Origin of the sequence: Pedobacter ginsengisoli (assembly GCF_030244015.1) — a bacterium.
Classification (GTDB): Bacteria; Bacteroidota; Bacteroidia; order Sphingobacteriales; family Sphingobacteriaceae; genus Pedobacter; species Pedobacter ginsengisoli.
On record NZ_JASSYX010000003.1, the window covers coordinates 837,602 to 860,881 of the forward strand.

General features: G+C 44.4%; 18 protein-coding genes. 11 read left to right on the forward strand and 7 right to left on the reverse strand.

Translation table 11 applies throughout. The features are described from left to right. Positions 1-24: 24 nt before the first annotated feature. Together secA and QEP08_RS15865 are read right to left on the reverse strand one after the other, a co-directional pair. Positions 25-3,336, reverse strand: coding sequence for a preprotein translocase subunit SecA (gene secA / locus QEP08_RS15860; RefSeq protein ID WP_285059508.1), 3,312 nt, complete (start codon positions 3,334-3,336; stop codon positions 25-27). Between the two features lie 205 nt (positions 3,337-3,541). Beyond that, the gene (locus QEP08_RS15865) at positions 3,542-3,844 is read right to left on the reverse strand and encodes a hypothetical protein (protein ID WP_285059511.1); all 303 of its coding nucleotides are present in this window, start codon (positions 3,842-3,844) and stop codon (positions 3,542-3,544) included. Positions 3,845-3,936: 92 nt separating this feature from the next. On the opposite strand from QEP08_RS15865, the gene purD reads away from it, so the two are divergent. Continuing rightward, positions 3,937-5,208 (forward strand): phosphoribosylamine--glycine ligase, encoded by a 1,272-nt coding sequence (purD, locus tag QEP08_RS15870; protein ID WP_285059513.1) that lies wholly within the window; start codon positions 3,937-3,939, stop codon positions 5,206-5,208. Between the two features lie 29 nt (positions 5,209-5,237). Here the strand turns inward: purD and QEP08_RS15875 are convergent, their stop codons facing one another. Beyond that, complete coding sequence (locus QEP08_RS15875) at positions 5,238-6,455, reverse strand: FG-GAP repeat domain-containing protein (protein WP_285059515.1); 1,218 nt, start codon at positions 6,453-6,455, stop codon at positions 5,238-5,240. A 187-nt stretch (positions 6,456-6,642) separates the two neighbouring features. Between QEP08_RS15875 and QEP08_RS15880 the strand changes: the two genes are divergently transcribed. After that, entirely contained in the window at positions 6,643-7,125 is a 483-nt protein-coding gene (locus QEP08_RS15880; protein WP_285059517.1) for a hypothetical protein, read from the forward strand. A 184-nt stretch (positions 7,126-7,309) separates the two neighbouring features. On the opposite strand, the gene QEP08_RS15885 is transcribed toward QEP08_RS15880, so the two are convergent. After that, entirely contained in the window at positions 7,310-9,604 is a 2,295-nt protein-coding gene (locus QEP08_RS15885) for a hypothetical protein (protein WP_285059519.1), read from the reverse strand. 213 nt (positions 9,605-9,817) lie between these two features. Between QEP08_RS15885 and QEP08_RS15890 the strand changes: the two genes are divergently transcribed. Further along, entirely contained in the window at positions 9,818-10,153 is a 336-nt protein-coding gene (locus tag QEP08_RS15890) for a phage holin family protein (protein WP_285059522.1), read from the forward strand. 209 nt (positions 10,154-10,362) lie between these two features. Here QEP08_RS15890 and QEP08_RS15895 read toward each other — a convergent pair whose 3' ends face one another. Together QEP08_RS15895 and QEP08_RS15900 are read right to left on the reverse strand one after the other, a co-directional pair. Then, entirely contained in the window at positions 10,363-11,508 is a 1,146-nt protein-coding gene (locus QEP08_RS15895) for a TlpA disulfide reductase family protein (protein WP_285059525.1), read from the reverse strand. Between the two features lie 75 nt (positions 11,509-11,583). After that, complete coding sequence (locus QEP08_RS15900; protein WP_285059526.1) at positions 11,584-12,765, reverse strand: formimidoylglutamase; 1,182 nt, start codon at positions 12,763-12,765, stop codon at positions 11,584-11,586. A gap of 74 nt (positions 12,766-12,839) precedes the next feature. Between QEP08_RS15900 and QEP08_RS15905 the strand changes: the two genes are divergently transcribed. The 4 genes from QEP08_RS15905 (at position 12,840) to QEP08_RS15920 (ending at position 17,271) form a co-directional block, all read left to right on the forward strand. Continuing rightward, positions 12,840-13,805 (forward strand): NAD-dependent epimerase/dehydratase family protein, encoded by a 966-nt coding sequence (locus tag QEP08_RS15905; protein ID WP_285059529.1) that lies wholly within the window; start codon positions 12,840-12,842, stop codon positions 13,803-13,805. Positions 13,806-13,813: 8 nt separating this feature from the next. Further along, positions 13,814-15,112, forward strand: a complete 1,299-nt coding sequence (locus QEP08_RS15910; RefSeq protein WP_285059531.1) for an HAD-IB family phosphatase — start codon at positions 13,814-13,816, stop codon at positions 15,110-15,112. A gap of 47 nt (positions 15,113-15,159) precedes the next feature. Beyond that, on the forward strand, positions 15,160-16,125 hold the full coding sequence (locus QEP08_RS15915) for a tryptophan 2,3-dioxygenase family protein (protein WP_285059533.1): 966 nt from the start codon (positions 15,160-15,162) through the stop codon (positions 16,123-16,125). A 78-nt stretch (positions 16,126-16,203) separates the two neighbouring features. Beyond that, positions 16,204-17,271, forward strand: a complete 1,068-nt coding sequence (locus QEP08_RS15920; RefSeq protein ID WP_285059535.1) for a branched-chain amino acid aminotransferase — start codon at positions 16,204-16,206, stop codon at positions 17,269-17,271. 49 nt (positions 17,272-17,320) lie between these two features. Here QEP08_RS15920 and QEP08_RS15925 read toward each other — a convergent pair whose 3' ends face one another. After that, positions 17,321-18,223: a class I SAM-dependent methyltransferase gene (locus tag QEP08_RS15925; RefSeq protein ID WP_285059537.1), complete on the reverse strand. Its 903-nt coding sequence runs from the start codon at positions 18,221-18,223 to the stop codon at positions 17,321-17,323. 159 nt (positions 18,224-18,382) lie between these two features. On the opposite strand from QEP08_RS15925, the gene QEP08_RS15930 reads away from it, so the two are divergent. From QEP08_RS15930 to QEP08_RS15945, 4 genes are read left to right on the forward strand one after another with little or no spacing between them, the layout of a single operon-like run. Beyond that, positions 18,383-18,955, forward strand: a complete 573-nt coding sequence (locus QEP08_RS15930; RefSeq protein ID WP_285059539.1) for an RNA polymerase sigma factor — start codon at positions 18,383-18,385, stop codon at positions 18,953-18,955. After that, positions 18,952-20,289 (forward strand): hypothetical protein, encoded by a 1,338-nt coding sequence (locus tag QEP08_RS15935; RefSeq protein ID WP_285059541.1) that lies wholly within the window; start codon positions 18,952-18,954, stop codon positions 20,287-20,289. Before QEP08_RS15930 ends, QEP08_RS15935 begins: the two co-directional genes overlap by 4 nt. A gap of 47 nt (positions 20,290-20,336) precedes the next feature. Beyond that, positions 20,337-22,460 (forward strand): S9 family peptidase, encoded by a 2,124-nt coding sequence (locus tag QEP08_RS15940; RefSeq protein ID WP_285059542.1) that lies wholly within the window; start codon positions 20,337-20,339, stop codon positions 22,458-22,460. A gap of 10 nt (positions 22,461-22,470) precedes the next feature. Further along, positions 22,471-23,280 (forward strand): glycoside hydrolase family 16 protein, encoded by an 810-nt coding sequence (locus QEP08_RS15945; protein ID WP_285059544.1) that lies wholly within the window; start codon positions 22,471-22,473, stop codon positions 23,278-23,280.

Consider the following 23,280-nt stretch of genomic DNA (forward strand, 5'->3'; position numbering starts at 1 on the left):
GGCATTCTATACGTTTATTACAAATTACAAACCTGCACCATGGCAATTTTTGTATTTCTTACCACTTCCGCAAGGGCAGGGTTCGTTTCTTCCGATCGTAACTTCCTTACGGACCGGCTGCTGAGGAATCGGTTCACGGGTATCTTCCATTTCCGGCATACCTGTCTGTGACGCCTGTGAAAACTCGGGTTTAGACATCTTCAATCTGCTTGGAGCGGGCCTCGGGGCCTGCGCTTCTCTTACGTCATTGGGATCTGTCTGTACCGGAATCCCTCCTTTGAACAGGAAGCTGACCACTTCTTTATTTACCGCATTCAGCATGTTTTTGAACAGGTTAAACGCTTCCATTTTATAAATGATCAAAGGGTCCTTTTGCTCATAAACCGCATTCTGAACAGACTGCTTCAGCTCGTCCATTTCACGCAGGTGCTCTTTCCAGGATTCATCGATCAAAGCAAGCACGATGGTTTTCTCAAATGACTTGGTCACTTCGCGGCCGCCATTATCTATCGCTTTTTTCAGTCCTACCGGAACCTGTATGTGACGCACACCATCGGTAAACGGAACGATGATCTGTTCAATCTGCTCACCACGCTCCGCAAATACCTGTTTCAGGACCGGCATGGCCTGGTCTGTGATCGCATCAGATTTTCTCACGTAAAATGAGGTTACCTCTTCAAATAACTTATCCGTCAGTGGATGAATTCCTTTCGACGCAAATTCATTCTCATCAATTGAAGTATCTGCAGAGAAATTCTTAATCACTTCCAGCTTAAATCCTTCATAGTTACCGGCCTCTTTGTATTCCGATACGATATCTTCAGCAACATCAAACACCATATTGCTCATGTCTACATCCAGACGCTCACCAAACAAGGCGTTTCTGCGTTTAGCGTAGATCACTGAACGCTGGGAGTTCATCACATCATCATATTCCAGCAAGCGCTTGCGGATCCCAAAGTTATTTTCCTCTACTTTCTTCTGTGCACGTTCTATGGATTTGGTGATCATTGAGTGCTGGATCACTTCCCCGTCTTCAATGCCCATTCTCACCATGATGTTAGAGATCCTTTCAGAACCAAATAACCTCATCAGGTTGTCTTCAAGGGACACGAAGAACTGGGACGAACCCGGGTCACCCTGGCGACCGGCACGTCCGCGCAGCTGCCTGTCTACACGACGGGATTCATGACGTTCTGTACCAACGATAGCCAGACCTCCGGCGTCTTTTACGCCAGGCCCCAATTTAATATCCGTACCACGACCGGCCATGTTGGTGGCAATGGTCACCTGACCTGCCTGACCGGCTTCGGCCACAATGTCTGCCTCTTTCTGGTGCATTTTAGCGTTCAGCACATTGTGTTTGATGCCACGCAGTTTTAGCATCCGGCTCAGCAATTCAGAAATCTCAACAGATGTAGTACCCACCAGTACCGGACGGCCCGCTTCTGTCAGTTTTACAATCTCCTCCGCTACCGCATTGTATTTTTCACGTACGGTACGGTACACATAGTCCTGTTCATCCTTTCTGGTGATGGCCCTGTTGGTAGGTATCTCTACCACGTCCAGTTTATAGATAGACCAGAACTCACCGGCCTCCGTAGTCGCAGTACCCGTCATACCGCAAAGCTTATGGTACATCCTGAAAAAGTTCTGCAAAGTAACTGTAGCGTAAGTTTGTGAAGCATCCTCTACTTTCACATTTTCCTTCGCCTCAATAGCCTGGTGCAGTCCGTCAGAATAACGGCGGCCATCCATGATCCGGCCTGTCTGCTCATCTACGATCTTGATCTTGCCTTCGTCAATGATGTATTCCACATCGATCTCAAACAAGGTATAGGCCTTCAGCAATTGATTTACGGAGTGGATCCGCTCAGCCTTGATCGAATAATCACGCATCAATGCGTCTTTCTGAGCGATCTTCTCCTCACTTTCCAGCGATGATTTTTCGATCTCCGCAATCTCGGTTCCTACGTCAGGAAGCACAAAGAAATTATTGTCTTCTCCCGATTTTGTGATCAGTTCAATACCTTTTTCAGTCAGTTCAACCTGGTTGTTCTTTTCATCAATATAGAAGTAAAGCTCAGCATCAACCTTCGGCATGTTCTTGCTCTGATCAGCCATATAATGGTTCTCTGTTTTCAACAAGGTTTGTTTATTACTTCCCTCACTCAAAAATTTGATCAGCGCTTTATTTTTTGGAAGACCGCGGTGTGCACGCAATAACGCCAGGCCGCCTTCTCCTTCTTCAGTTCCGGGCTTGCCTTCATTAATTAACTTTTTTGCTTCATTTAAAGCTTTGGTCACATACTCTTTCTGCGCCGTTACCAAACGTTCAATACGTGGTTTCAACTCATGAAACTCATGCTGGTCACCAAAAGGAACCGGACCTGATATGATCAAAGGAGTACGCGCATCATCGATCAGTACCGAATCGACCTCATCGACCATTGCAAAGTGCAGCTTGCGCTGTACGAGCTGATCAGGGGTCTGCGACATGTTATCGCGCAGGTAATCAAATCCAAATTCATTATTGGTTCCGTAAGTAATATCGGCAAGGTAGGCATCTCTGCGTTCCTGGGAGTTTGGCTCATGCTTATCTATGCAATCCACTTTCAGTCCGTGGAATTCAAACAAAGGACCGTTCCATTCCGAGTCACGTCGTGCCAGGTAATCGTTCACCGTTACAATGTGAACTCCCTGTCCGGCCAGCGCGTTGAGATATGCCGGCAGTGTACTCACCAGGGTCTTACCCTCACCAGTTGCCATCTCGGCGATCTTTCCTTCGTGAAGGACCACACCACCGATCAGCTGTACGTCGTAGTGGACCATATTCCACAATACTTCATTACCGGCAGCTTCCCATTTGTTGGCCCACAGTGCTTTGTCGCCCTGTATAGTGACATTCTTTTTACGGGCAGCGTAATCGCGGTCAAACTGGGTTGCAGTAACTTCGAGGAATTCATTTTCAGTAAAACGTCTTGAAGTTTCTTTTACCACCGCAAATGCTGCGGGTAAAATGCGCTTTAAGATCACTTCCAGTTCTTTATCCCGGTCCTTAGCCAGGACATCTATCTGATCGTACAAAGCAGTTTTTTCTGCCAGTGAGAGCTGGGCGCCCTCAGCTTCAGCCTTTAAACCACTTATTTTTTCATCAATCTCGGCTAAACCCTCAGCGATAACCGATTTAAAATGTACTGTTTTATTACGGAGCTCATCATTGCTTAATGCAGCGAGCTTTGCATATTCTTCATTGATCTGGGCGACTACAGGCTGTATCAGTTTAATATCCCGATCCGATTTGCTTCCAAATATCTTGGTTAAAAATCCTAACATCTCTTATGTTTGTTTATTAATATTATTTTTAAAATACGTTGATTTACAACAACCAGGCCAACAGGCGCTTAAGCCACATTGTCAGTTGTTGGTGTGCCTAATGTTTGTATCACGTCATCCTGAATTTATTTCAGGAGCCCGGAATAGCAGAGGCTAAGGCATGTACGAGATCCTGAAATAAATTCAGGATGACGATAGCATTAGATTAAGGGCTGTTGTTCTTGGGTTTCTCCCTTATAGCGAGGTTGGTAATGGATTGGTTGCAGGACCTGTATTTTGCGATGCGCATGACAGGCAATACTCCGATTGAGGTCAGCTCACTCGAAGATAAAAAGTAAGGATGGTGCTGATCATCAGGCTGGCTCGAACGAACATTTACCAGTTCTGTACCATTGTGCTGTTTATTGCAGTATTTTTCGGTAATGAGCCTTAACCCCTCCACCCGCTCTGCTTTTGCCAGATGGGTCAGACTAAAAAATACAAGGGATAAGGTAACAATATGTCTCATGTTGCGGGCAAATCTAATTTTAATCTTTTACATACCAAAATCTATGCGGTATATTTGCCACCTTATACCAAACTTTAAAATAACATACACTCATGAATATATTGCTATTGGGGTCAGGAGGAAGAGAAAGTGCCTTTGCGTGGAAGATCAGTCAGTCAGAGCTGTGCAGCAAGCTGATCATTGCGCCCGGCAATGGCGGAACTGCCGCATACGGAAAGAACGTCGTCTTAAATCCTAATAACTTTGAAGCAGTAAAAGCACTGGTGCTTAAAGAAAACATAGAGCTGGTGGTAGTAGGGCCGGAAGAACCTCTGGTGAACGGCATCCATGACTTCTTTACTGCAGATGAAGCACTATCACAAATTCCTGTGATCGGCCCTAAAAAAGAAGGCGCTATCCTGGAAGGCAGCAAGGACTTCTCCAAGCAGTTTATGGCCCGTCACAATATTCCTACTCCCGGATCAAGGTCTTTTACTAACGAAACTTTGGAGCAGGGGCTTGCATACCTTGAAAACCACAGCCTTCCCATTGTACTAAAGGCCGACGGACTGGCCGCCGGCAAGGGAGTCTTAATCTGTGAAACCGTTGCTGATGCGCAGGAAGAGCTGAAGCTGATGCTGGGCGGTAAATTCGGACAGGCAGGGGCCCTGGTTGTGATTGAAGAGTACCTTACCGGAATTGAACTTTCTGTTTTTGTACTGACCGATGGTGACAATTATGTCATTCTTCCTGAAGCAAAGGACTATAAGAAAATCGGAATGGGAGACAGCGGACTAAATACAGGTGGAATGGGATCAGTTTCTCCTGTTCCGTTTGCTGATGAAAAATTTCTTAAGGAGGTAGAGCAAAGCATCATCATCCCTACCATCAACGGGCTGAAAAAAGACAATATAGATTATACCGGTTTTATTTTCTTTGGCCTGTTTAAAGTAGGTGACAAGCCGATGATCATTGAATATAACTGCCGTATGGGTGATCCTGAAACAGAAAGCGTGATCCCGAGGATAGAAAACGATATCGTTGAGCTGTTCCTGGCGGTATCACAGAAAAAGCTGAAAGATTATAATCTAAAGATCAGTAAAAAAAATGCGGCTACTGTTATGATTGTAGCTGGCGGTTACCCTGGAGAATACGAAAAAGGAAAGTCGATCTCGGGCATCGATAATGTACGCCAGTCCATCGTATTTCATGCAGGCACTGCCCTTGAAGGTGGTATAGTCAAAACCAACGGCGGTCGGGTGATCGCTGTAACCAGCCTGCAGGACGGACAGTTTGAAGCCCTGCAATCGGCTACCGCAGATGCAGCGCGTATCTATTTCGATGGTAAGTATTTCAGAGAAGATATAGGATTTGATTTGATGTAAATCATCATTCTTTCTGCATAAGTCAGGCCTTATTTTCCTAAAAGCAATCTTGCCTGTGTACCCCACTGGCCAATGAAAAGGTCAGGTTTGCCATCTTTGTTTACATCGCCAACGGCAATTCCCCAGCTTCTGCCTGTTGTAGATTCGGGAATGACTTCATTGGTCACTGATTTAAAATTCCCTTTGCCATCGTTCTGCAGTGCCTGCATCTGCATCGGACCGAAAGGAGGAATTTTGAGCGCACTCAGGATAATGTCTGGATGTTTGTCATGGTTGAAATCAAAAACTGCTCCTGCATAAGTAGAATATTCCTGCTTTGGGATTCTTTTTGCCGTTTCGTCTTTAAAGTTCCCCTTGCCGTCGTTGATCAGCAAACGGGCAGTCGGGTCCTTTTCAAATGGGCCGCCATTGCTGGTCAGGTTAAGAAACAGGATATCTGGTTTTTTATCTCCGTTTGCATCAAACACCAATACTTCCCTGGTGTGTAAAGGAACCGGAAGCTCCAGTTTTTCTGCGTGTTCTGTAAAATGTCCCTTCCCGTCATTAAAGAATAAACGGTTAGGAGGAACCTCGTTTCCTGCAATTAAATCCAGAATTCCGTCACCGTTTAAGTCCGCTAACCTGACTGATTGTGTTTCCCAGCGCAAGGCCGGCAAACCCTCTTTTGTATAATCAATAAAGTATCCGGGTTTTTTCGGGTCGTTGAGCCACAGGAAATTCTGCGGTGTCGGACCGGTATTTCCAACGACAATATCCAGCAGGCCATCTCCGTTCACGTCCCCGATATCCAGGCCATTTGCTTCGCTTTTTGCGGGCAGCCGGTCACTCACATCTCTGAACGTTCCGTCACCATTTCCTAAATAGAACTCATGGTTCTGGTCGTCTTCTGCAACAAAGACCATATCCAGATTTCCATCTTTGTCAAAGTCTCCTGCACGTACGTGTTCTGTATCGTGCTTTTTTTCTGCAAAGACATCTTTCTGCCAGGTAAATTTTCCTGTACCGTCATTCAGGTACAAACGGTTAGGCAGGTTTTCCAGTGCCAATACCGCATCCAGGTCCCCGTCTTTGTCTACATCAGCCAGCACCACATCCAAAGGGTGCGATTCCGGATCAAGGGGTAAATGGGTCGTCGTAACGTCTCTGAAATATTTGCTTTCTGTCTTTTGTGAAAAGGCACTGCAGACAGCGGCCAGGGTCAGGACTGCAGTAATTGCATAGATTTTTCCGTATAAAGAAAGCTGCATAACTAGAAGATCTTATGGTATATAACAACCAAGATACAAATCAGTTTTCAATTCATTATTTCCCCCGCAACTTTTTACCCCTGAGTCTATTATTCAGGCAGTTCATCTACTAATTTTCTATATACTTTCCTTTTCGCCTAATATTGTCCTCAGATACTTACTGATCTTTTATTTAAAAAATTTCAATATGAAACACTCCACATTCAATCAGGCGTTTATGAAGCTATTTACCCTGATTACATTATGCTTTATTGCTTTTGGTTTTACCGGCAGTCTGGGCCTGGACACTTACGCGGTGTACCTCAATGACAAACTCATTCTGAAACACGCTGTAAACCAGCCATTGAACTTAAGAACACTCCAACTGGATAAGGCCACAGCAGATGACCAGCTCCGCATCATCTATACGCATTGCATGGTAAAAGGGGCAGGTACAGACAGAAGCATTGCAGTAAAAAATGAGCAAGGGACGGTGTTGAAAAAATGGGAGTTCCCTAATGCAACCAATGCTAACTTAAGTATGACCATACCAGTAAAGGAATTGTTCAAAATAGAAAAAGCCAATGCGAATCATGACCTCAGGATCTATTATACCGCACGGGAGCTGCCTAAAGGTGAAATGCTGGCACTGATCCGGACGGACCAAAAGTCTATTGCAGGAAATAAATAAAAAATATTTTGATCCGGATATAATAATCGGCAGTTAAGATCGTATTATATACCGAGAGCGTTAATTTAGATAAGCGGTGAAAGATCGGTATGATCGCTCACCGCTTTTTATTTAAATTGCCGTGCTTCCTTGACAGTCGACGTTCCATGAGATGTTAAACTAATTTGCCCTCATTACTACCGATTCAATATCCATTTTTTATATCCCTTGACAAGTGAAAAGCCACACCCTTTGCTCCATTTTGTATCGTATAAAGCTTCCAGTTATTATTGTCAACCTGCTCCAGGCGCCAGCTGTTTGCCGGATCCGCCAGCAGTTTTTTTACGCTCCGCGGAAAAGCGTTGGCAGCCCTTGCATTTTCCCAGGTTCTGATGACTTTGAAGATCGCATCTTTCTGGGGGCAGCTTTCCACATCTTTCTGATTGAGTGTCAGGCTATAGGTAGTTCCAACGCCAACTGAAATGGCCTGGACATGTTCATAATCTTCAAGTTTAGATTTCGCTTTGACCGGGAAATTACCGCCCATACCCACAGGAAAAAAATTGGCATAGGTTACATCTCTGAGGTCTTTGCCCTGGCTGGTAGTACTGCCCCACTCCCTGGTATCCACATCATATAAATTCTTTCCCCCGCCAACATTCCAGATGCTTTGATAATGCCATGAGCCTTCAGACAATGTTGCCCCGGTAAAACGAATATAGGGAACGCCCAGTTGCGCAGCTTTTTCAAACATTTTACTAAAGAAACGCTTGGTCGAATAATAGCCATGTCCATTATTAAACAAAAACTCCTGCCCGTCGAAATCATAATAAGCAAGGCCGTTGATTTTACAGATCTCCGCAAAGTGCTCCGCTATTTCATCCTGCAACTGCATATTTGGAACCACGCCATCGTACCCATAGTTGACCGTGACCTGGAGTTTATAAATGGTATCTCTGCCGGCATGATTTGACGGAGTTGTTTTCCAGTATCCCCGCTTTACATTTAAAAGCCGGTATGGTTTATCTTTGGATACCCCCATATAATGGATCAGTTCTTTACCGATTTTGATCATATTTAAGTTGGCGCAATGGCCTTCCCAACTCGCAATCTCGTCAAGATGTACCGGGTCATCAACAAGAATAACGGTATCTGTTGCACTGATGCTTTTCACCAGCAGACGCTTTTGCTGATAGCACAGGCTATCGCTTGGCATTGGGCTGGCGTCCATAGTGCCCGGTGCCAAAGCAGTGGTTATAGGGGTTCTGCCTATAGTAATGCCCCGTTTGGCCGCCATAGCTGAAAACTCGCTGTGTGAAACATTTCCGCTTGTTAATTTTATTGGTTTTTTCTCAAAATTCTTCCCGTCTATATAACCATTGTTGCCACGGTCAGCCCTTAAAAACCCCTGATCGTACAGACTTATTGCTTTAAAACCAAGTCTTGATGCATAAGAGATGATGCTGTCGTTTAAATTACCGGCGGTAAGTACATCAGGAACAAAAGCAGCAGGATCTTTTATCCATTTTCCGTTAATGGTCGGATGAGGAAGCTTTTCAGCTAAAACAATTTTTTGGATCACATCCAGCAAAGCTGTACTATCCGGACTTCCCCATAGTGCTACAGAGGATCCGATGTAATCCACAGGCAGTGGCTGCACTTGCAGGTGGTTTGGTTTATTGGCCTCCATATTGGGCATCAATGAGAAAAAGATCTCCCTTTCAAAAGACCTGTCCCTGGATTGATAAGCAATGGATATTTGCCCCTTTTTGTCTACCAGGGCTGCGTTACCATACATAATCCTGTACCATGGTTCTTTATGAGCGTAAAAAGCGACATCGCTGATGCCATTTCCGCCCAGTGTAAAAATCTGCCCTTCATAAAGGTCTTTAGGCAAAGGAAAACGCTTCGCATCCGGCGTGTGTATCATGTATTGGAACGGTGCGGCATCGCCGATGGTCTCAGCCAGTCCGCTTATGGTCTTGTCGTTCAGGGCAAGCATGCCAATGGCATAGTTTACCGCAGTACTGGTATCTCTTGCCACACCAATGATTTCACCCAGGAGGTTGTTAATATTGGTATGATAGTTTCCCCACTGGATGACATCGATACTTTTTCGGTTACTGAGCGACAGCAAGGTTAGTTTGAAATATTTCGTTTTGGGCACGATACTGATTTTGGCCACCGACCCATTCTGATATTTCAGCCGTATGGTCTGACTGGCCTTGTTATAGGTCGCACCAGTCGGCTGATAGTAAACTTTCTTTTTACTATCATACAAACTCATCAGTGGCGAGGGTTTGTCAGCAGGACTAAATTCACGCTCAGGCCTGACCGTGATGTTTTTCATGCTGGTGATAAAGCCTTTATTATTGATCCTGATCTTAAAATAATCAGTAGACAAATCTGTTTGACTATAACTTTGTAGCGAAGACCCGCAGGTAATCAGCAGTAAGAGTACCGCGGCTTTCGCCGTGATATTTAAAAAACTAGTTTGCATTTCAGGCATTTATTTGTGTGTATGTGATGAAATGTTTAAGGTACTTAAAAAGTAAAATAAAAGCAGGCGAATAGCTGAATTCGCCTGCTTGCGTTTCTCCTCCGGACCTTCTGCCCTTAAATGAACCTTTAACCGCATCAATAGCGCAGTTGCTGCACTACAAATGCGCAGAAGGACGGAGAAAAATCAATGGATTTTCTCTAAATTGCCTGCATGAACTTCATTTTGACACTACTCCTCAACGCTGGAGTACTATTGGGCATGACCTATATATTACCGACTGTAACCATTAAAAACTTTACAACAGCTGTGCTGGTGGCTTTGGTGATTGGTATACTGAACGCGACATTAGGCTGGTTTTTGAGGTTCCCGCTCAATATTGTCACCTTTGGGCTTTTGTCATTTGTTATCCATCTGGTGGTCACTGCCGTAATGATCAAAATAGCGGACATCCTGTTTTCGGATTTCCAGATCAAGGGCTTCATACCTGCAATCGTCATCGCTGTGGTGATGTCCATTGCCGGAAGTGTTCTGAACTTTGTTTTTTAAGAGATAAACCTGTCCAATTAGAGAATTGATGGCTGTAAACACGGCTCAATCTGGTTGCATTCCTAAACAAAAAAGCAATGGCAATTAAATTGCCATTGCTTTTTTTATACGCCATATTTTCCTTACATGTCTCTTCTCTGAAAAGGTGTATTTCGTTACCTGTCCCGAATTAACTTCGGGAGCTGTGTCCCGGCCTGAGAAGAGAACGGTTACTTTGTTTTACTTGCCAGCACTTCTGCCAGTTTTGTTTGCAGTTCTTCTCCTCTTATATTTTTAGCGATGATCTTTCCTGTCGGATCGATCAGGAAATTGGCTGGGATGCTACGGACACCATATTGTTTCGCAGCGGCATTGTCCCAAAACTTCAGATCTGAAACATGTGTCCAGGTCAATCCGTCCTTTTCAATCGCTTGAAGCCATAGCTCTTTTTTACCAGGCTGATCCAAAGACACACCCAGTACAGTAAAGTTTTTATCCTTAAAGGCATTGTATGCTTTTACTACATTCGGATTTTCGGCCCGGCATGGTCCGCACCATGAAGCCCAGAAATCAAGCAATACATACTTACCTTTGAAATCCGACAGCTTAACGGGCTTATCGTTCACGTCGTTTTGAGTAAAATCCATGGCCACTGCACCTATTGCAGTACTCTTTCCAGCAGCAAAAAGCTGCGCCAGGCCTTTTCCTGCTTTAGTCGATTTTAACTCAGGACTAAGCGCAGCGAATGCCTTCTCTGCCCCGGATGCTTGTTCGGGGTCGCCCGCCAGCTGACCGATAGCCGACAAACTGATATAAGATTTCGGATTATTTTTTGCATAACTCAGATAAATAGGCGGCAAACCCTTTACAATGGTTTCATATCGTTCCTGCAATGGTTTAACTATTGCTTCATCTTTCTTCTGCTCTGCTGACAGCTTTATGTAATCTGCATTTATAGCGTTCAGCTGATCAGTCACAGGTTTGGTCAGGGCTTTTAGTTTTTTATCATCATCATTGATCAAAGAGCCGCTCACGGTAACTTTTTTCAAGGAGTCCGTTCCGCTTAGCTTAATTACTGCAGGTTCAATGTATATCCCGGTGTTATCCAGTATTTCTCCAGGCATGGGAGGTGATACGAAAGGGTTTTTGTTCAGGAACAAATTGGCCCTGACCGGATCTGTAAGCGTTCCTTTAAATGCAAAAGTCCCGTCTTTAACCAAGGCGGAATCTGTGACATCAGCATCGTTGGCTTTGTAAACCAGGTAAACTTTATCACCTGTCTTCAGCCCTTTGATATTGCCGGTTACGCTAAAAGGCTTTTGTGCAAATACTGCTAAAGGCAATAACGCAGCAGCAGTGAATAATAATTTTTTCATTAATTTTAAGTTAGTTTCTATGATTGTTTCAAATGTATGTCAATAAGGACATATAACGTTAATCCGGGTGTAAAATTATAACAGTTTTTGATAGGTACGCCACCACAGATCGGGCATCTCCCCATTTACTGCGGTAGTATAATCATCGTAGCGGCAGGGCACGAGGTGAAAACGCTCGTTTTCAGAGATCCCCGCAGGGTAAGGCACCTGCATCCACCAGCGATCGGACTTCTTGCTTTTTACGAACAGCATTTCTCCTGTCCCGTCACTCAGGCTGGCCCTGTAAATCAGGTAGTGGGACTTTGGCGTTAAAGGGAAGTCCTTCTTGCGGTTATAAAACCCGTCCATAAAGTACCACACCATTTGTGCGAGCAGCATGGCCGTTTGTCCATTGGTATCAAAAGCGGGGTTAAACTCGTAAAAGCCAATGGAGCTGAGCTTATCACTCATCCCGGCATAACGTGCGATGCGGCAGGCCTGTTCTCCGTAAAACCCATTTGGGCCGGCATTGGCGTTGGCGCCTGCATCTGATGACCGGATCGCGCCGATATCGAAGCTGACCATATTCGCGTTGCGGATGACCGGCTCTGTCATGGAGATGTCCTGGGTACATTCTCCCAGGCGGTGCACATCAAAATATAATTTGCTCATAACCTTCAGGCTATCCTGATTCACAAAATAGGTTTGATAACCGATATTGCTAAAGTTAAAGAGGTAATTGGGCTGGTGCAAAAGGATCTTGTTCAGGTAGGTGTCGGATTTGGCGGCCAATCCCTCCTGATCTTCTTCGTCGAGATCAAATTTACTGTCGACAACAACCAGGTCCACTTTTTGTTCCAGCTCTTCATAACCGAGGTACTGTGCATAAGTAAGGTCCTGTCCGCCACCGATGATTACCGGCACAATATTGAGTTTCATCAGTTCGGCGACTACTGTTTTCACGGCCACGTAGGTGTCTGAGATAGTCGCCCCGGCTTTGATATTTCCCAGGTCGACTAACTTACTGTTGTACGCACCCTCATTGAGCACATAAAACTGTGAACGAAAGTAGTCCGGCCCGAGGCCGCAGCCTTCATTATTTACCGCGGCACGGTCATCCTGTACGCCGAAAATTGCGATATCATATTCGTTTTCCACCAGTTCCGGAAACGTATCGGCAAAAAACACAGTCTTCAAACCCAGCTGACTGGTATAAAAACCCGCCTTAGGACTGAACTTGTTTACGTTTAACGGCGAAAAAAAATCTGATAATGACATATCTTACTAAATGTATGGCATCAAATATCTATTTTTGGGCGCATATTTTAATTAACCGTCCTAAAAAAAATGAAATGATATTAGTTACCGGTGCTACTGGATTTTTAGGAGCAGAATTAATACATCAACTCAGCACTGCCAAATATAAAATAAGGGCATTAAAACGTAAGGACTCCTTAATTCCTCCGCTGATCGAAACCAATAAGGACATTGACTGGGCTGTTGCTGATATCAATGATATTTCTGCGCTCGAAGATGCATTTGACGGCGTTACCCAGGTTTACCATTGTGCGGCATACATTTCATTTAACCCCAAAGACAAATCAAAATTACTCAGGGTAAACATTGAGGGAACCAGCAATATTGTGAATTTATGCACCTCCTTTGGCGCAAGACTGGTTCATGTCAGCTCAGTGGCAGCATTGGGAAACGCAAAAAAAGGGCAGCTGATCACTGAAAAAGATTTCTGGGAATACGATTCTAAAGCGCACAGCTATGCCATTTCAAAATACGAAGGTGAAATGGAAGTATGGCGCGGCATCGCCGAAGGTCTTGATGCCGTAATTGTAAACCCTTCCGTAATTATCGGTGCGGGAGCGGGCTATACCGGCAGCGGCGCGATATTTAAACTGGTGAAAGACGGTTTATCCTATTATACAAAAGGAGCGACAGGAATTGTAGACGTTCAGGACGTGGCGAAAAGTATGATCGCGCTGATGAACAGCGGGTTAAGCGGAGAACGCTATACCCTCTCGTCAGAGAACTATCATTACCGGCAGTTCTTTGCCGAGATCGCAAAAGGTTTTGGGATAAAGGCACCTTCAAAAGAAGCCGCACCCTGGATGCTGGGCATAGCCTGGAGGGCTGCCAGCCTTGCTGCTTTGTTTACAGGCAAACCGGCAGCGCTGACCAGCGACGCCGCCCGCAGCAGCACCAACGAAAGTTTATACAGCAACGAAAAGATAAAGCGCACGATCGGGATACAGTTTAAACCCCTTGACCAAAGTATCGCAGAAGTGTGTGCAGCATTGAAAACCTAAATAACCTCATGAAACAAAAAAATATTTACATCATTGATTTTGACAGCACCTTTACCCAGGTTGAGGCATTAGATGAACTGGCACGGATCTCCCTGAGCAAGCATCCTGATAAAGAAGCGATTTTTCAGAAGATAGAAGACCTGACAAATCTGGCTATGGAAGGAAAGCTATCCTTTAGTGAAAGCCTGGCCCAGCGTGTGAAATTGCTTGAGGCCAATGAAGATCACCTGAAACAGCTGATCACCAGGTTAAAGAAAAAAGTATCTGCATCGTTTTCCCGCAATGCGGATTTTTTCAGGAAACATGCTGACGAAGTACTGATCGTTTCCGGTGGCTTTAAAGAGTTCATCACACCCGTAGTGAGCCGTTACCACATTAAAAAAGAAAACATTTACGCCAATACTTTTGTAACCACCGGGGATGGAAAGATCATCGACTACGATCACGCCAACCCATTGAGCGAAGAGGGCGGAAAAGTGAAACTGATGCAGCAGCTGAATTTGGAAGGCAATCTTTATGGCATTGGCGACGGATATTCTGATTTTCAGCTGCGCGAAAGCGGGCTGATCAAAAAATTCTATGCTTTTACTGAAAATATCTCAAGAGAGAGCATCGTCAAAAAAGCAGACCATGTGACGCCAAGTTTTGACGAATTCTTATATGTGAATGACCTGCCCAGAGCCATATCTTACCCTAAGAACAGGATCCTTTGTCTCATCGTCGGAGACGTTGACCCGAAAAGTGTGGAAATGCTGAAAAAAGACGGCTTTTCAGTCCGTCACAAAGATTCGTTTGAAGAAAAATATGTCGCCGACGTGCACATGATGCTACTGGCGGACGGAGAGAAAATGGATCAGGAGAAATTGAAAAGGGCTGTAAAATTAAAAACTTTAGGATACCTGGGCAGCGCAAAACAAAAAGTAGATATTGCTACCTGTACTGAACAGGGCGTCGTCGTGTTTGATGATGTGAAGCACAATCCGCACAACCTCACTTTCATCCCAAAACGGATGATCGATTTTATGAACACAGGCACCACCTACCTGAGTTCCAACTTCCCCAACCTGCAGTTGCCGAGGATCGAGAAATCACACCGGCTGATCCACATCCACAAGAATGTACCAGGTATTATGGCTAAGGTAAACACTATTTTTGCCAAACATGACATCAATATCGTGGGGCAATTTCTGATGACCAATCCGAGTATAGGTTATGTGATCACTGACATTAATGCACAATACGACAAACAATTGTTTAAATCCCTCAAAAAGATCGAGCATACGATAAAATTCCGTGTACTGTATTAACTCTTGAGCGGGGGTTTAGTTACCTTTGCAGGAACTAACTTACTTTAATGGAATTAACACCCCAAATAAAAGACAAACTGAACCAGCTGCAGGAGAAGTATGCAGCAATGGGCCAGGACATGTCTGCCTACCTGGATGGTTTGCTGTATGCTGATTTTTTAACCTATTGGGATTATATCCATCTCGATACGCTGTTGAGTCTTCAAAATCCCAAAACACCTTTCCCTGATGAAGAGATCTTTATCATGTACCATCAGATTACGGAACTGTATTTTAAACTCTCCCTGCATGAGTTCAGCCAAATTGCTGAACATGCTGAGCTGACGACGAAGTTCTTTACAGAACGTGTAAAACGCATCAATACCTATTTTAACGCCCTGGTCACCTCCTTTGAGGTGATGGTCAACGGGATGGAGAAAGAACAGTTTCTGAAGTTTCGTATGTCCCTGTTGCCGGCCAGCGGCTTTCAGTCGGGCCAGTACCGCATGATCGAGATCTGTGCCACCGATTTTGGCAGGCTCATAGACAAAAGCAAGCGGGAAGAACTGGCAAATGCAACTATTGAAGAACAGTTTGAGTACATCTACTGGAAGTTTGGTGCTACAGAACTCGCCAGCGGCAAGCAAACGCTTACCCTGAAGCAATTCATCAGCAAATACGCAGATCAGTTTCTCCAGCTGATCAAAGAACGCAGGGAAACCAATTTTGCAGCACTTTACCATAAACTTGCTGCAAAAGGCGAAGATGTTTCAACCCTGGCTGATGAACTCCGGAAACTGGATCTGTATGTGAATGTGGAATGGCCGCTTTCGCATTACAAATCCGCAGTGCGGTACCTGGAAAGAGATCCTGTAGATATTGCCGCTACCGGTGGTACCAACTGGCAGAAATATTTACCGCCGCGTTTTCAGAAAAGAATCTTTTACCCATTCCTGTGGACGGAAGAACAAATGGAAGAATGGGGCAAAAGCTGGGTACTTAGTGTTCTCAAAACACTTAGAAATGAGGCATAAGCAAATCTTTATTGCAAAATAAAAACACTTTTACAGCCCAATTATTCTTATTTTTACCATCATATATTTTTTACTAAAATGAACGAGACGTTGGACATTACGATCAGCAAGGCTGATCAGAGCAGATTAACGGTAACAGATTTTTCTCAGTTGCCTTTCGGAAAGGTTTTTTCCGATCACATGTTTATTGCGGATTTTAATAACGGAGAATGGTCGAACCTGCAGGTCCTGCCATACGGCCCCGTCCCAATGAGCCCTGCTATCTCTGCCCTTCACTATGGACAAGCTATTTTTGAAGGCCTGAAAGCTTATCGCCAGGCTGACGGCAAAATCAGCGTTTTCAGAGCAGATAAGAACTTCGAACGTTTCAACAAATCGGCACACCGCATGGCGATGCCTTCAATTCCTGAGGAAATTTTCATGCAGGGTATTGCTGCACTGATTGAAATAGATGAGAGATGGGTTCCGGCACAAGAAGGGTATTCACTATATATACGCCCTGTGATGTTTGCTACGGATCCTTACCTTGGAGTTAAGGCATCAGATTCTTATAAGTTTGTGCTGATGACTACGCCAACTGGCCCGTACTACAGCAAACCTCTTACAGTCAAAATCGAAACAGAATATACACGTGCTGACGATGGCGGAGTAGGTTATGCTAAAACGGCAGGGAACTACGCAAGATCAATATATCCTTTTCAGGAAGCAATGAAAGAAGGTTTTGATCAGCTGATCTGGACCGACGCCGCTACTCATGAATTTATTGAAGAAGCCGGAACAGCAAACCTGATCTTTGTGATTGATGGTAAACTGGTAACGCCTTCTGTAAGAAGCACTGTTTTGGACGGGGTTACCCGTGATACGATCATCACCCTGGCTAAAAAGGCAGGAATTGGAGTGGAAGAAAGACGTGTGAGCGTAAAAGAAGTGATCGCAGGAATAGAAAACGGCAGCCTGACTGATGCTTTTGCAGCAGGAACTGCGGCCACTGTCACCCCTATTGGCCAGATTGGCTATGAAGGCAAGCTTTATACTTTAACAGACCCTGCCACCCGTGCCATTTCTGCGGGTATTGCCAAAACTCTGAATGACATCCGCTACGGATTGATCCCTGATGAGTTTGGCTGGAACTGGACGGTGAAATAGTCTTTTATAGATTTTTTAAAAAAGGTGTCTTTTGTAAAGGCACCTTTTTTTATGCGTACGGATTTTTTGGAATATATATCAGCCGGTAGCCTGATTTCTCCAGTTTCTTTAAGAGCTGATCTTCCGGCAGCTCTTTAAACACCACCGCTGACAGAACCTGGCTGGGAATCAGCCTTAACTTAACGGCGAAATCAGTCAGCTTTTTTCTAAGATAGATCGACCTGAACTCCTTGTTTCTATAGGATCTCAGGCTGGTTTCCGCTCCTTTAAAATAAAAATTTGGATTGATTCCTTTGAATGCCACTAAGGGCAGATTTAAGCCCGCTGCAAATTTTTCCAGCTCCCTTTCAGATAATTTATAAACAAAGTTACCAACTGGTTCATAAGAAAACCTGTTCTTCCAGACCTTTGCGGTCAGGCCTTTGAACCCAGACAGGACATTCATTAAAAACAAAAGCAAAGGCATTCTGGAGACGGGATCTTGTGGTTCTATCAAAACTATACCTTTTTTAGCAACCCTGATCATTTCGTATAAAGCGGCATAAGGTCTTGGAAAATGGTGGTAAGACTCTTTACATAGTAAATAATCAAAAGTATTTTGCGGATATGATAGCTGCTCTGCATTTTGAGCACTAAAGTGCTGAATGAGCCCTTCCTTTTTTGCAATGCTTAAAAAATCTGTGTTCAAGTCGCTGGCCGTCACATGGCTGCCCATTTTAAGAATGTAACCGGCATCGAAACCATAGGCATCGCCAATCGTTAACCAGCTCTCATCCTTTGCTTCAAGAAGTGGGTCAATGCAACAAAAAAATAAATGCTGCAGCCACTTTTCAATATGATCAGCAGTGCTGTTTAACTTATGTTTCTGCAAGTACGCTGCTTTGCTCTGCCCTGTTGGAAATTGCCGGTTGTACCAGTCCTCATGCTTTTTATAACTTTCTTTGTTAAACATCTACGCCTGTCATTTTACTACATTACGCGGCAAAAACGGGTAATGCTGGGCAAAAAAAATAAATATTTTTTTCGCTGCGTTTACGCGTTCCGTTACGTAATAGGAGTAAGAAACTTATGTATATTCGTCGCCTGAATTATTTAAATGAGCCCCTCCGGAATGCAAACCACTAAACTGGTAAAAGGTTGTTTAGCCAACGACCGTTCTGCACAGGAAGGCCTTTATAGACTGTTTTATGCCGATACACTGAGACTTTGCATCAGATATTTAAAAACAAATGATCTTGCAAAGGAGGCGTTGAATGCGGGATTTTTAAAAGTATTTCAAAATATCGGCTCATTTGACATGCAAAAAGGGGAAATAGGTGCATGGATAAGGACCATTATGGTTAGAACGTGCATAGATCTTGGTCGTAAGGAACTCAGGTTTTCCACTGACATCAGTGACGACGGGATTGCCGAAAGGATGGCTGTTTCGCCGGAAGTACTGGACAAGTTATATGCGGAAGACCTGGTTTCCATAATCAGAGATCTGCCAAATGCGCTACAAGTGGTTTTCAACATGTACGTTGTAGACGGGTACTCACATAAGGAAATAAGTGAAAATTTAAACATAACGGAAAGTACATCGAGATGGCATCTGTCTGAAGCAAAAAGACAATTGAGAGCCCTGCTTGCCCCCAATGTGACGCCGAATGATCAGCCAACTGAACATAAACGATCTGCAAAATGAAAAATTCAGGATGGAACCATAGGCTTTGGCGCAAAAAACTGGACAGACTTCAGGTCAATGAGGATGCGGAATCATCATGGTCTGAGATGCAGTCAATTCTTGATAAGAATATGCCGGTCCTGCACCATGCCTCAGGCAATGCAGGCGGAAGTACCGTTAAAACCATTGGGAGTAAAATAGTTTCTTTGACCGGGTATATTTTGCCCGCAGCAGCGATGATCTCCATCATTACCTATCTTGCTGTAAAGGAACCCAAACCTGCAAAACCTGCTGCCAGGCCTGACAAAAAGGAGCTGCTACCGGAAAAGGAAACCATAGATACGGCCTTGGATTCTAAACCCGCACCCGAAGAGGGACCTTTCATTAATCCTTCAGGATCAAAAGAAGAAATGGTTATACTTTCAAAAAAAGGAATAACGACTGAACTATTAAAACACGGAGTCCGGGAAACATTGTCCGTAAATGTAGTGCAGAACACCACCGCCAAAAAATTCTTCCCGTCATTAAATGATATACAGCTGATAGTTCCGCTTCTGCCGGATACCTTTTTATATCAAAAACTTTTGATACTGCGGCAACCAAATATCATCGCTGTTAGCCAGAGCGGCAGTGCTGCGGCTGTATCCTCAACCGAGGAAACTATTCTGCGGGCAATAAAAGACCGGCGCAAAAAAAACCGGCCAGTCAAAATAGATAATAGAAAAACTGAACCCGGAAAGATCAAGAAACAACGTGGGTTGAATCTTGCGTCGGGGCTTTCTGCAGGTGCCGGAACAGGAGTAAATATTTACAGATCAGGTACGACTTTCTTTGTGGAAGGTGCGCTCGGCTATGCCCTTAATCAAAGGATCAGCATAAATACCGGTCTCAGAGGGAACACAGCGAGAGCAATCAATGGCGTATATAATTTTGAGAATTATAAGCCCACGGATTCTTCCGCCCAGCATTTGTCTGTTGCAGATTCCAGGAAACTTACAGTTGCCGATGTTCAGCTGAACCTAGAATATAAAATTTCTAAAAGCATAAGCTTCAAAGCAGGGCCGGTGGTCAGGTTTAAGATGAAAGAAACTAATGTGAGCAGTAAACTGGATACTTCTGTATATCATAAAGGTGTGATATATGATCTTCAAAAAATAAATAAAGAGATCAATGGCACACAGACAAGCGGGATCGCTATTGGATTTTCTGCGGAAGTGGGCATCCATATCCGGCAATTTGGTATCAACGCAGGTTATATAAAAAATCTCAAACCGTTCAAGACTGCTAATGCTCTGGGCTCCTACAAAAATGCTGATGGCAGTTTTCAGCTGGGCATTCGTTATAATTTCAAGTAATCGACCTGATTGAGTAACATATCGACAACATTTTTCTAAATTAGGGCATGAAAAACCTTTTACTTTTTTTCACCACCCTATCCTTGTCCATTGGCACAGGCGTCACACAAGCCCAGCTAAAAAAACTTTCGCAGCAGCAGATTTTCAATGGTCAGCCCTCATTGACCAAAAACATGAATTACATAACCGGCTGGGCCGATGACAGCCATTATATCGAAATGGATACTAAAGACCGCAAGGCTTATGCTGTTGATGTCAAATCAGGTGCAAGGTCGCCATATACCCCGCCTCCTAAAAGTGATGTGGACCTGACCATCAGGGACAATGACATTTACATACAATACGGTAAAACCGAACCAAAAAGACTGACCAGCGATACAATTCAGGAAAAGAACCCCACACTTTCACCGGATGGGAAATATGTGGCTTTTACCCGTCAGAATGACCTTTACGCAGTCGAAGTTAGCACAGGAAAGGAGATCAGGTATACCAGGGATGCTACTGATGTGATCTACAATGGCTGGTCTTCCTGGGTTTATTACGAAGAGATCTTAGGCAGGGCTACCAATTATAAAGCCTTTTGGTGGGCTCCTGACAGTAAACACCTTGCATTTATGCGTTTTGATGATACTAGGGTCCCAATGTTCCCGATCAACGGCTCGACAGGGCAGCATGGTTATACTGAAAAAACGAGGTATCCGAAAGCCGGTGACCCAAATCCCCGGGTACGTCTTGGATTTGTACCCGCTAGTGGCGGCAATGTGGTTTGGGCAGATTTCAATGAAAAGGAGGATCAGTATTTTGGTACACCTTACTGGAGTTATAATGGCAGCAACCTGATGGTGCAATGGATGAACCGCGGGCAGGATAACCTCAAATTTTATGCTGTTGATCCGCTCAACGGCGTTAAAAAGGAGATCTACGATGAGAAACAGTCTTCCTGGGTAGACCTGGATTATGATGGCAGAATTGAATACCTGAAAGACAATAAACACTATATATTAAAAAGCGACCGGACCGGATGGGCACACTTCTACCTGTACACACTCGAGGGAAAGCTGGTAAACACGGTAACCAATGGCAAATGGCAGGTGAGCAACCTGGTCCACGTGGATGAAAAAACCAGGACGATTTATTTTACTGCAAGAAAAGAAGCATCGACCCGTACCGATTTTTACAGGATAGGCTATGACGGGAAAAACCTAAAGCGTCTTACCTTCGGAAATTATTCCAATCAGATCCAGATGTCATCCAGCGGATCATATTTCATTACTACATATTCCAATGTATCCAGCCCTCCCAAAAGAACGCTTCTCGATCATAACGGCAAAATCCTTAAAGAACTGGGCGACAGCAAATCCGAAGATTTTGCAAAATATACGTTTGGCAAAACAGAGATGATTACCATTCCTACTGACGACGGGTATCAGCTCCCTGCTTTTATTACCTATCCGACAGATTTTGATCAAAACAGAAAATACCCGGTGGTCATGAGCATTTATGGCGGTCCTAATGCCGGTAATGTCACAGATACCTGGAAGGGTACGGGCATCCAGTGGTGGGCAAATGAGGGTATCATCCAGATCTCGGTAGACCACCGTGCATCCGGTCAGTTTGGCAAGGAGGGTGTTGCCTTAATGCACCGCAACCTGGGTAAATGGGAGATGAAAGATTATACTACCGCAGCCAGGTGGCTAAAAGCAAAACCCTGGGTAGATGATAAAAAACTGCTCATTACCGGACACAGCTATGGTGGTTATATGACTTGCCTGGCACTGACCATGGGTGCTGACGATTTTGACTACGGGTATGCCGGTGCCCCGGTGACCAGCTGGGAACTGTATGACACCAACTATACTGAGCGTTTCATGGACACGCCTCAGGAAAATCCGGAAGGCTACAAAAATGCCTCCGTACTCAGTTACGTAAATAACTACAAGGGTTTGCTGCGCATTATGCACGGGGATATGGACGACAATGTCCACATGCAGAATACCATCCAGCTGGCCGATAAACTACAGAACGCAAACAAGCATTTTGAACTGATGATCTATCCCGGTGGCAGACACGGCTGGGGCGGTGTAAAAACACCGCATGACCGGGCGGAACGTTTCCGTTTTTATTATCAGAACCTGTTGGACAAACCTGTTCCCGCCGAACTGCTCAATTAAACCACAACACATGAAAACACCGGGCTATTTTCTTTTGTCAATGATCATCAGTTTTGCCTTTAATGGACTTGCACAGACCACCTCATCCAAAAACAAATCAAAGAAGACACTGGTCTGGCGAGATGAATTTAAGGGCAAAGGACTTCCTGATTCAACAAAATGGGGCTACGAAGAAGGATTTATCCGCAACAGGGAAAGCCAGTACTATACCAGGGCAAGATTGGAGAACTGTTACATCAAGGGCGGAAAACTGATCCTGGAATCAATAAAAGAAAAATATAAGAATGCAGAATATACTTCGGCAAGTATCAACACACTTGGCAAGCAGCAGTTTGAAGGCGACTTCCGGATTGAGATCAGGGCAAAGATCCCTTCGGGCAAAGGCATCTGGCCCGCTCTTTGGATGATGGGCAGCAATATGAAACAGGTAGGCTGGCCCAAATGCTTTGAATTTGACATCATGGAATTTGTAGGCAAAGAGCCCAATACCATACATGGCACTTTTCACTGGTGGGAACCCGATACCGACCAGTCAAAGCAGCACAAAAGCAAGGGCAGCAGGATCATGTTTGATGACCTTCATAAAAAATACCATATATATGGCCTGGAGCGTAGGGGCGATACCGCAATAGTTTTTGTAGATGATAAAGTTTTTTTTACTATGGCTGCGCCTGCGAATGCATTTAAAGATTCGTTTACTTCACCCGTATACTTGCTTATGAATACTGCCGTCGGAGGGGAATGGGGTGGCCTGATAGATGATTCGATCTTTCCCCAGAAGTTCTATATTGACTATGTAAGGGTCTTTAAACTGGAATAA

Excerpts from the sequence above, each read along its gene's own strand:
- secA (WP_285059508.1), bottom strand. The coding sequence starts at position 3,336 with ATGTTAGGATTTTTAACCAAGATATTTGGAAGCAAATCGGATCGGGAT.
- QEP08_RS15865 (WP_285059511.1), bottom strand. The coding sequence starts at position 3,844 with ATGAGACATATTGTTACCTTATCCCTTGTATTTTTTAGTCTGACCCAT.
- purD (WP_285059513.1), top strand. The coding sequence starts at position 3,937 with ATGAATATATTGCTATTGGGGTCAGGAGGAAGAGAAAGTGCCTTTGCG.
- QEP08_RS15875 (WP_285059515.1), bottom strand. The coding sequence starts at position 6,455 with ATGCAGCTTTCTTTATACGGAAAAATCTATGCAATTACTGCAGTCCTG.
- QEP08_RS15880 (WP_285059517.1), top strand. The coding sequence starts at position 6,643 with ATGAAACACTCCACATTCAATCAGGCGTTTATGAAGCTATTTACCCTG.
- QEP08_RS15885 (WP_285059519.1), bottom strand. The coding sequence starts at position 9,604 with ATGCAAACTAGTTTTTTAAATATCACGGCGAAAGCCGCGGTACTCTTA.
- QEP08_RS15890 (WP_285059522.1), top strand. The coding sequence starts at position 9,818 with ATGAACTTCATTTTGACACTACTCCTCAACGCTGGAGTACTATTGGGC.
- QEP08_RS15895 (WP_285059525.1), bottom strand. The coding sequence starts at position 11,508 with ATGAAAAAATTATTATTCACTGCTGCTGCGTTATTGCCTTTAGCAGTA.
- QEP08_RS15900 (WP_285059526.1), bottom strand. The coding sequence starts at position 12,765 with ATGTCATTATCAGATTTTTTTTCGCCGTTAAACGTAAACAAGTTCAGT.
- QEP08_RS15905 (WP_285059529.1), top strand. The coding sequence starts at position 12,840 with ATGATATTAGTTACCGGTGCTACTGGATTTTTAGGAGCAGAATTAATA.
- QEP08_RS15910 (WP_285059531.1), top strand. The coding sequence starts at position 13,814 with ATGAAACAAAAAAATATTTACATCATTGATTTTGACAGCACCTTTACC.
- QEP08_RS15915 (WP_285059533.1), top strand. The coding sequence starts at position 15,160 with ATGGAATTAACACCCCAAATAAAAGACAAACTGAACCAGCTGCAGGAG.
- QEP08_RS15920 (WP_285059535.1), top strand. The coding sequence starts at position 16,204 with ATGAACGAGACGTTGGACATTACGATCAGCAAGGCTGATCAGAGCAGA.
- QEP08_RS15925 (WP_285059537.1), bottom strand. The coding sequence starts at position 18,223 with ATGTTTAACAAAGAAAGTTATAAAAAGCATGAGGACTGGTACAACCGG.
- QEP08_RS15930 (WP_285059539.1), top strand. The coding sequence starts at position 18,383 with ATGCAAACCACTAAACTGGTAAAAGGTTGTTTAGCCAACGACCGTTCT.
- QEP08_RS15935 (WP_285059541.1), top strand. The coding sequence starts at position 18,952 with ATGAAAAATTCAGGATGGAACCATAGGCTTTGGCGCAAAAAACTGGAC.
- QEP08_RS15940 (WP_285059542.1), top strand. The coding sequence starts at position 20,337 with ATGAAAAACCTTTTACTTTTTTTCACCACCCTATCCTTGTCCATTGGC.
- QEP08_RS15945 (WP_285059544.1), top strand. The coding sequence starts at position 22,471 with ATGAAAACACCGGGCTATTTTCTTTTGTCAATGATCATCAGTTTTGCC.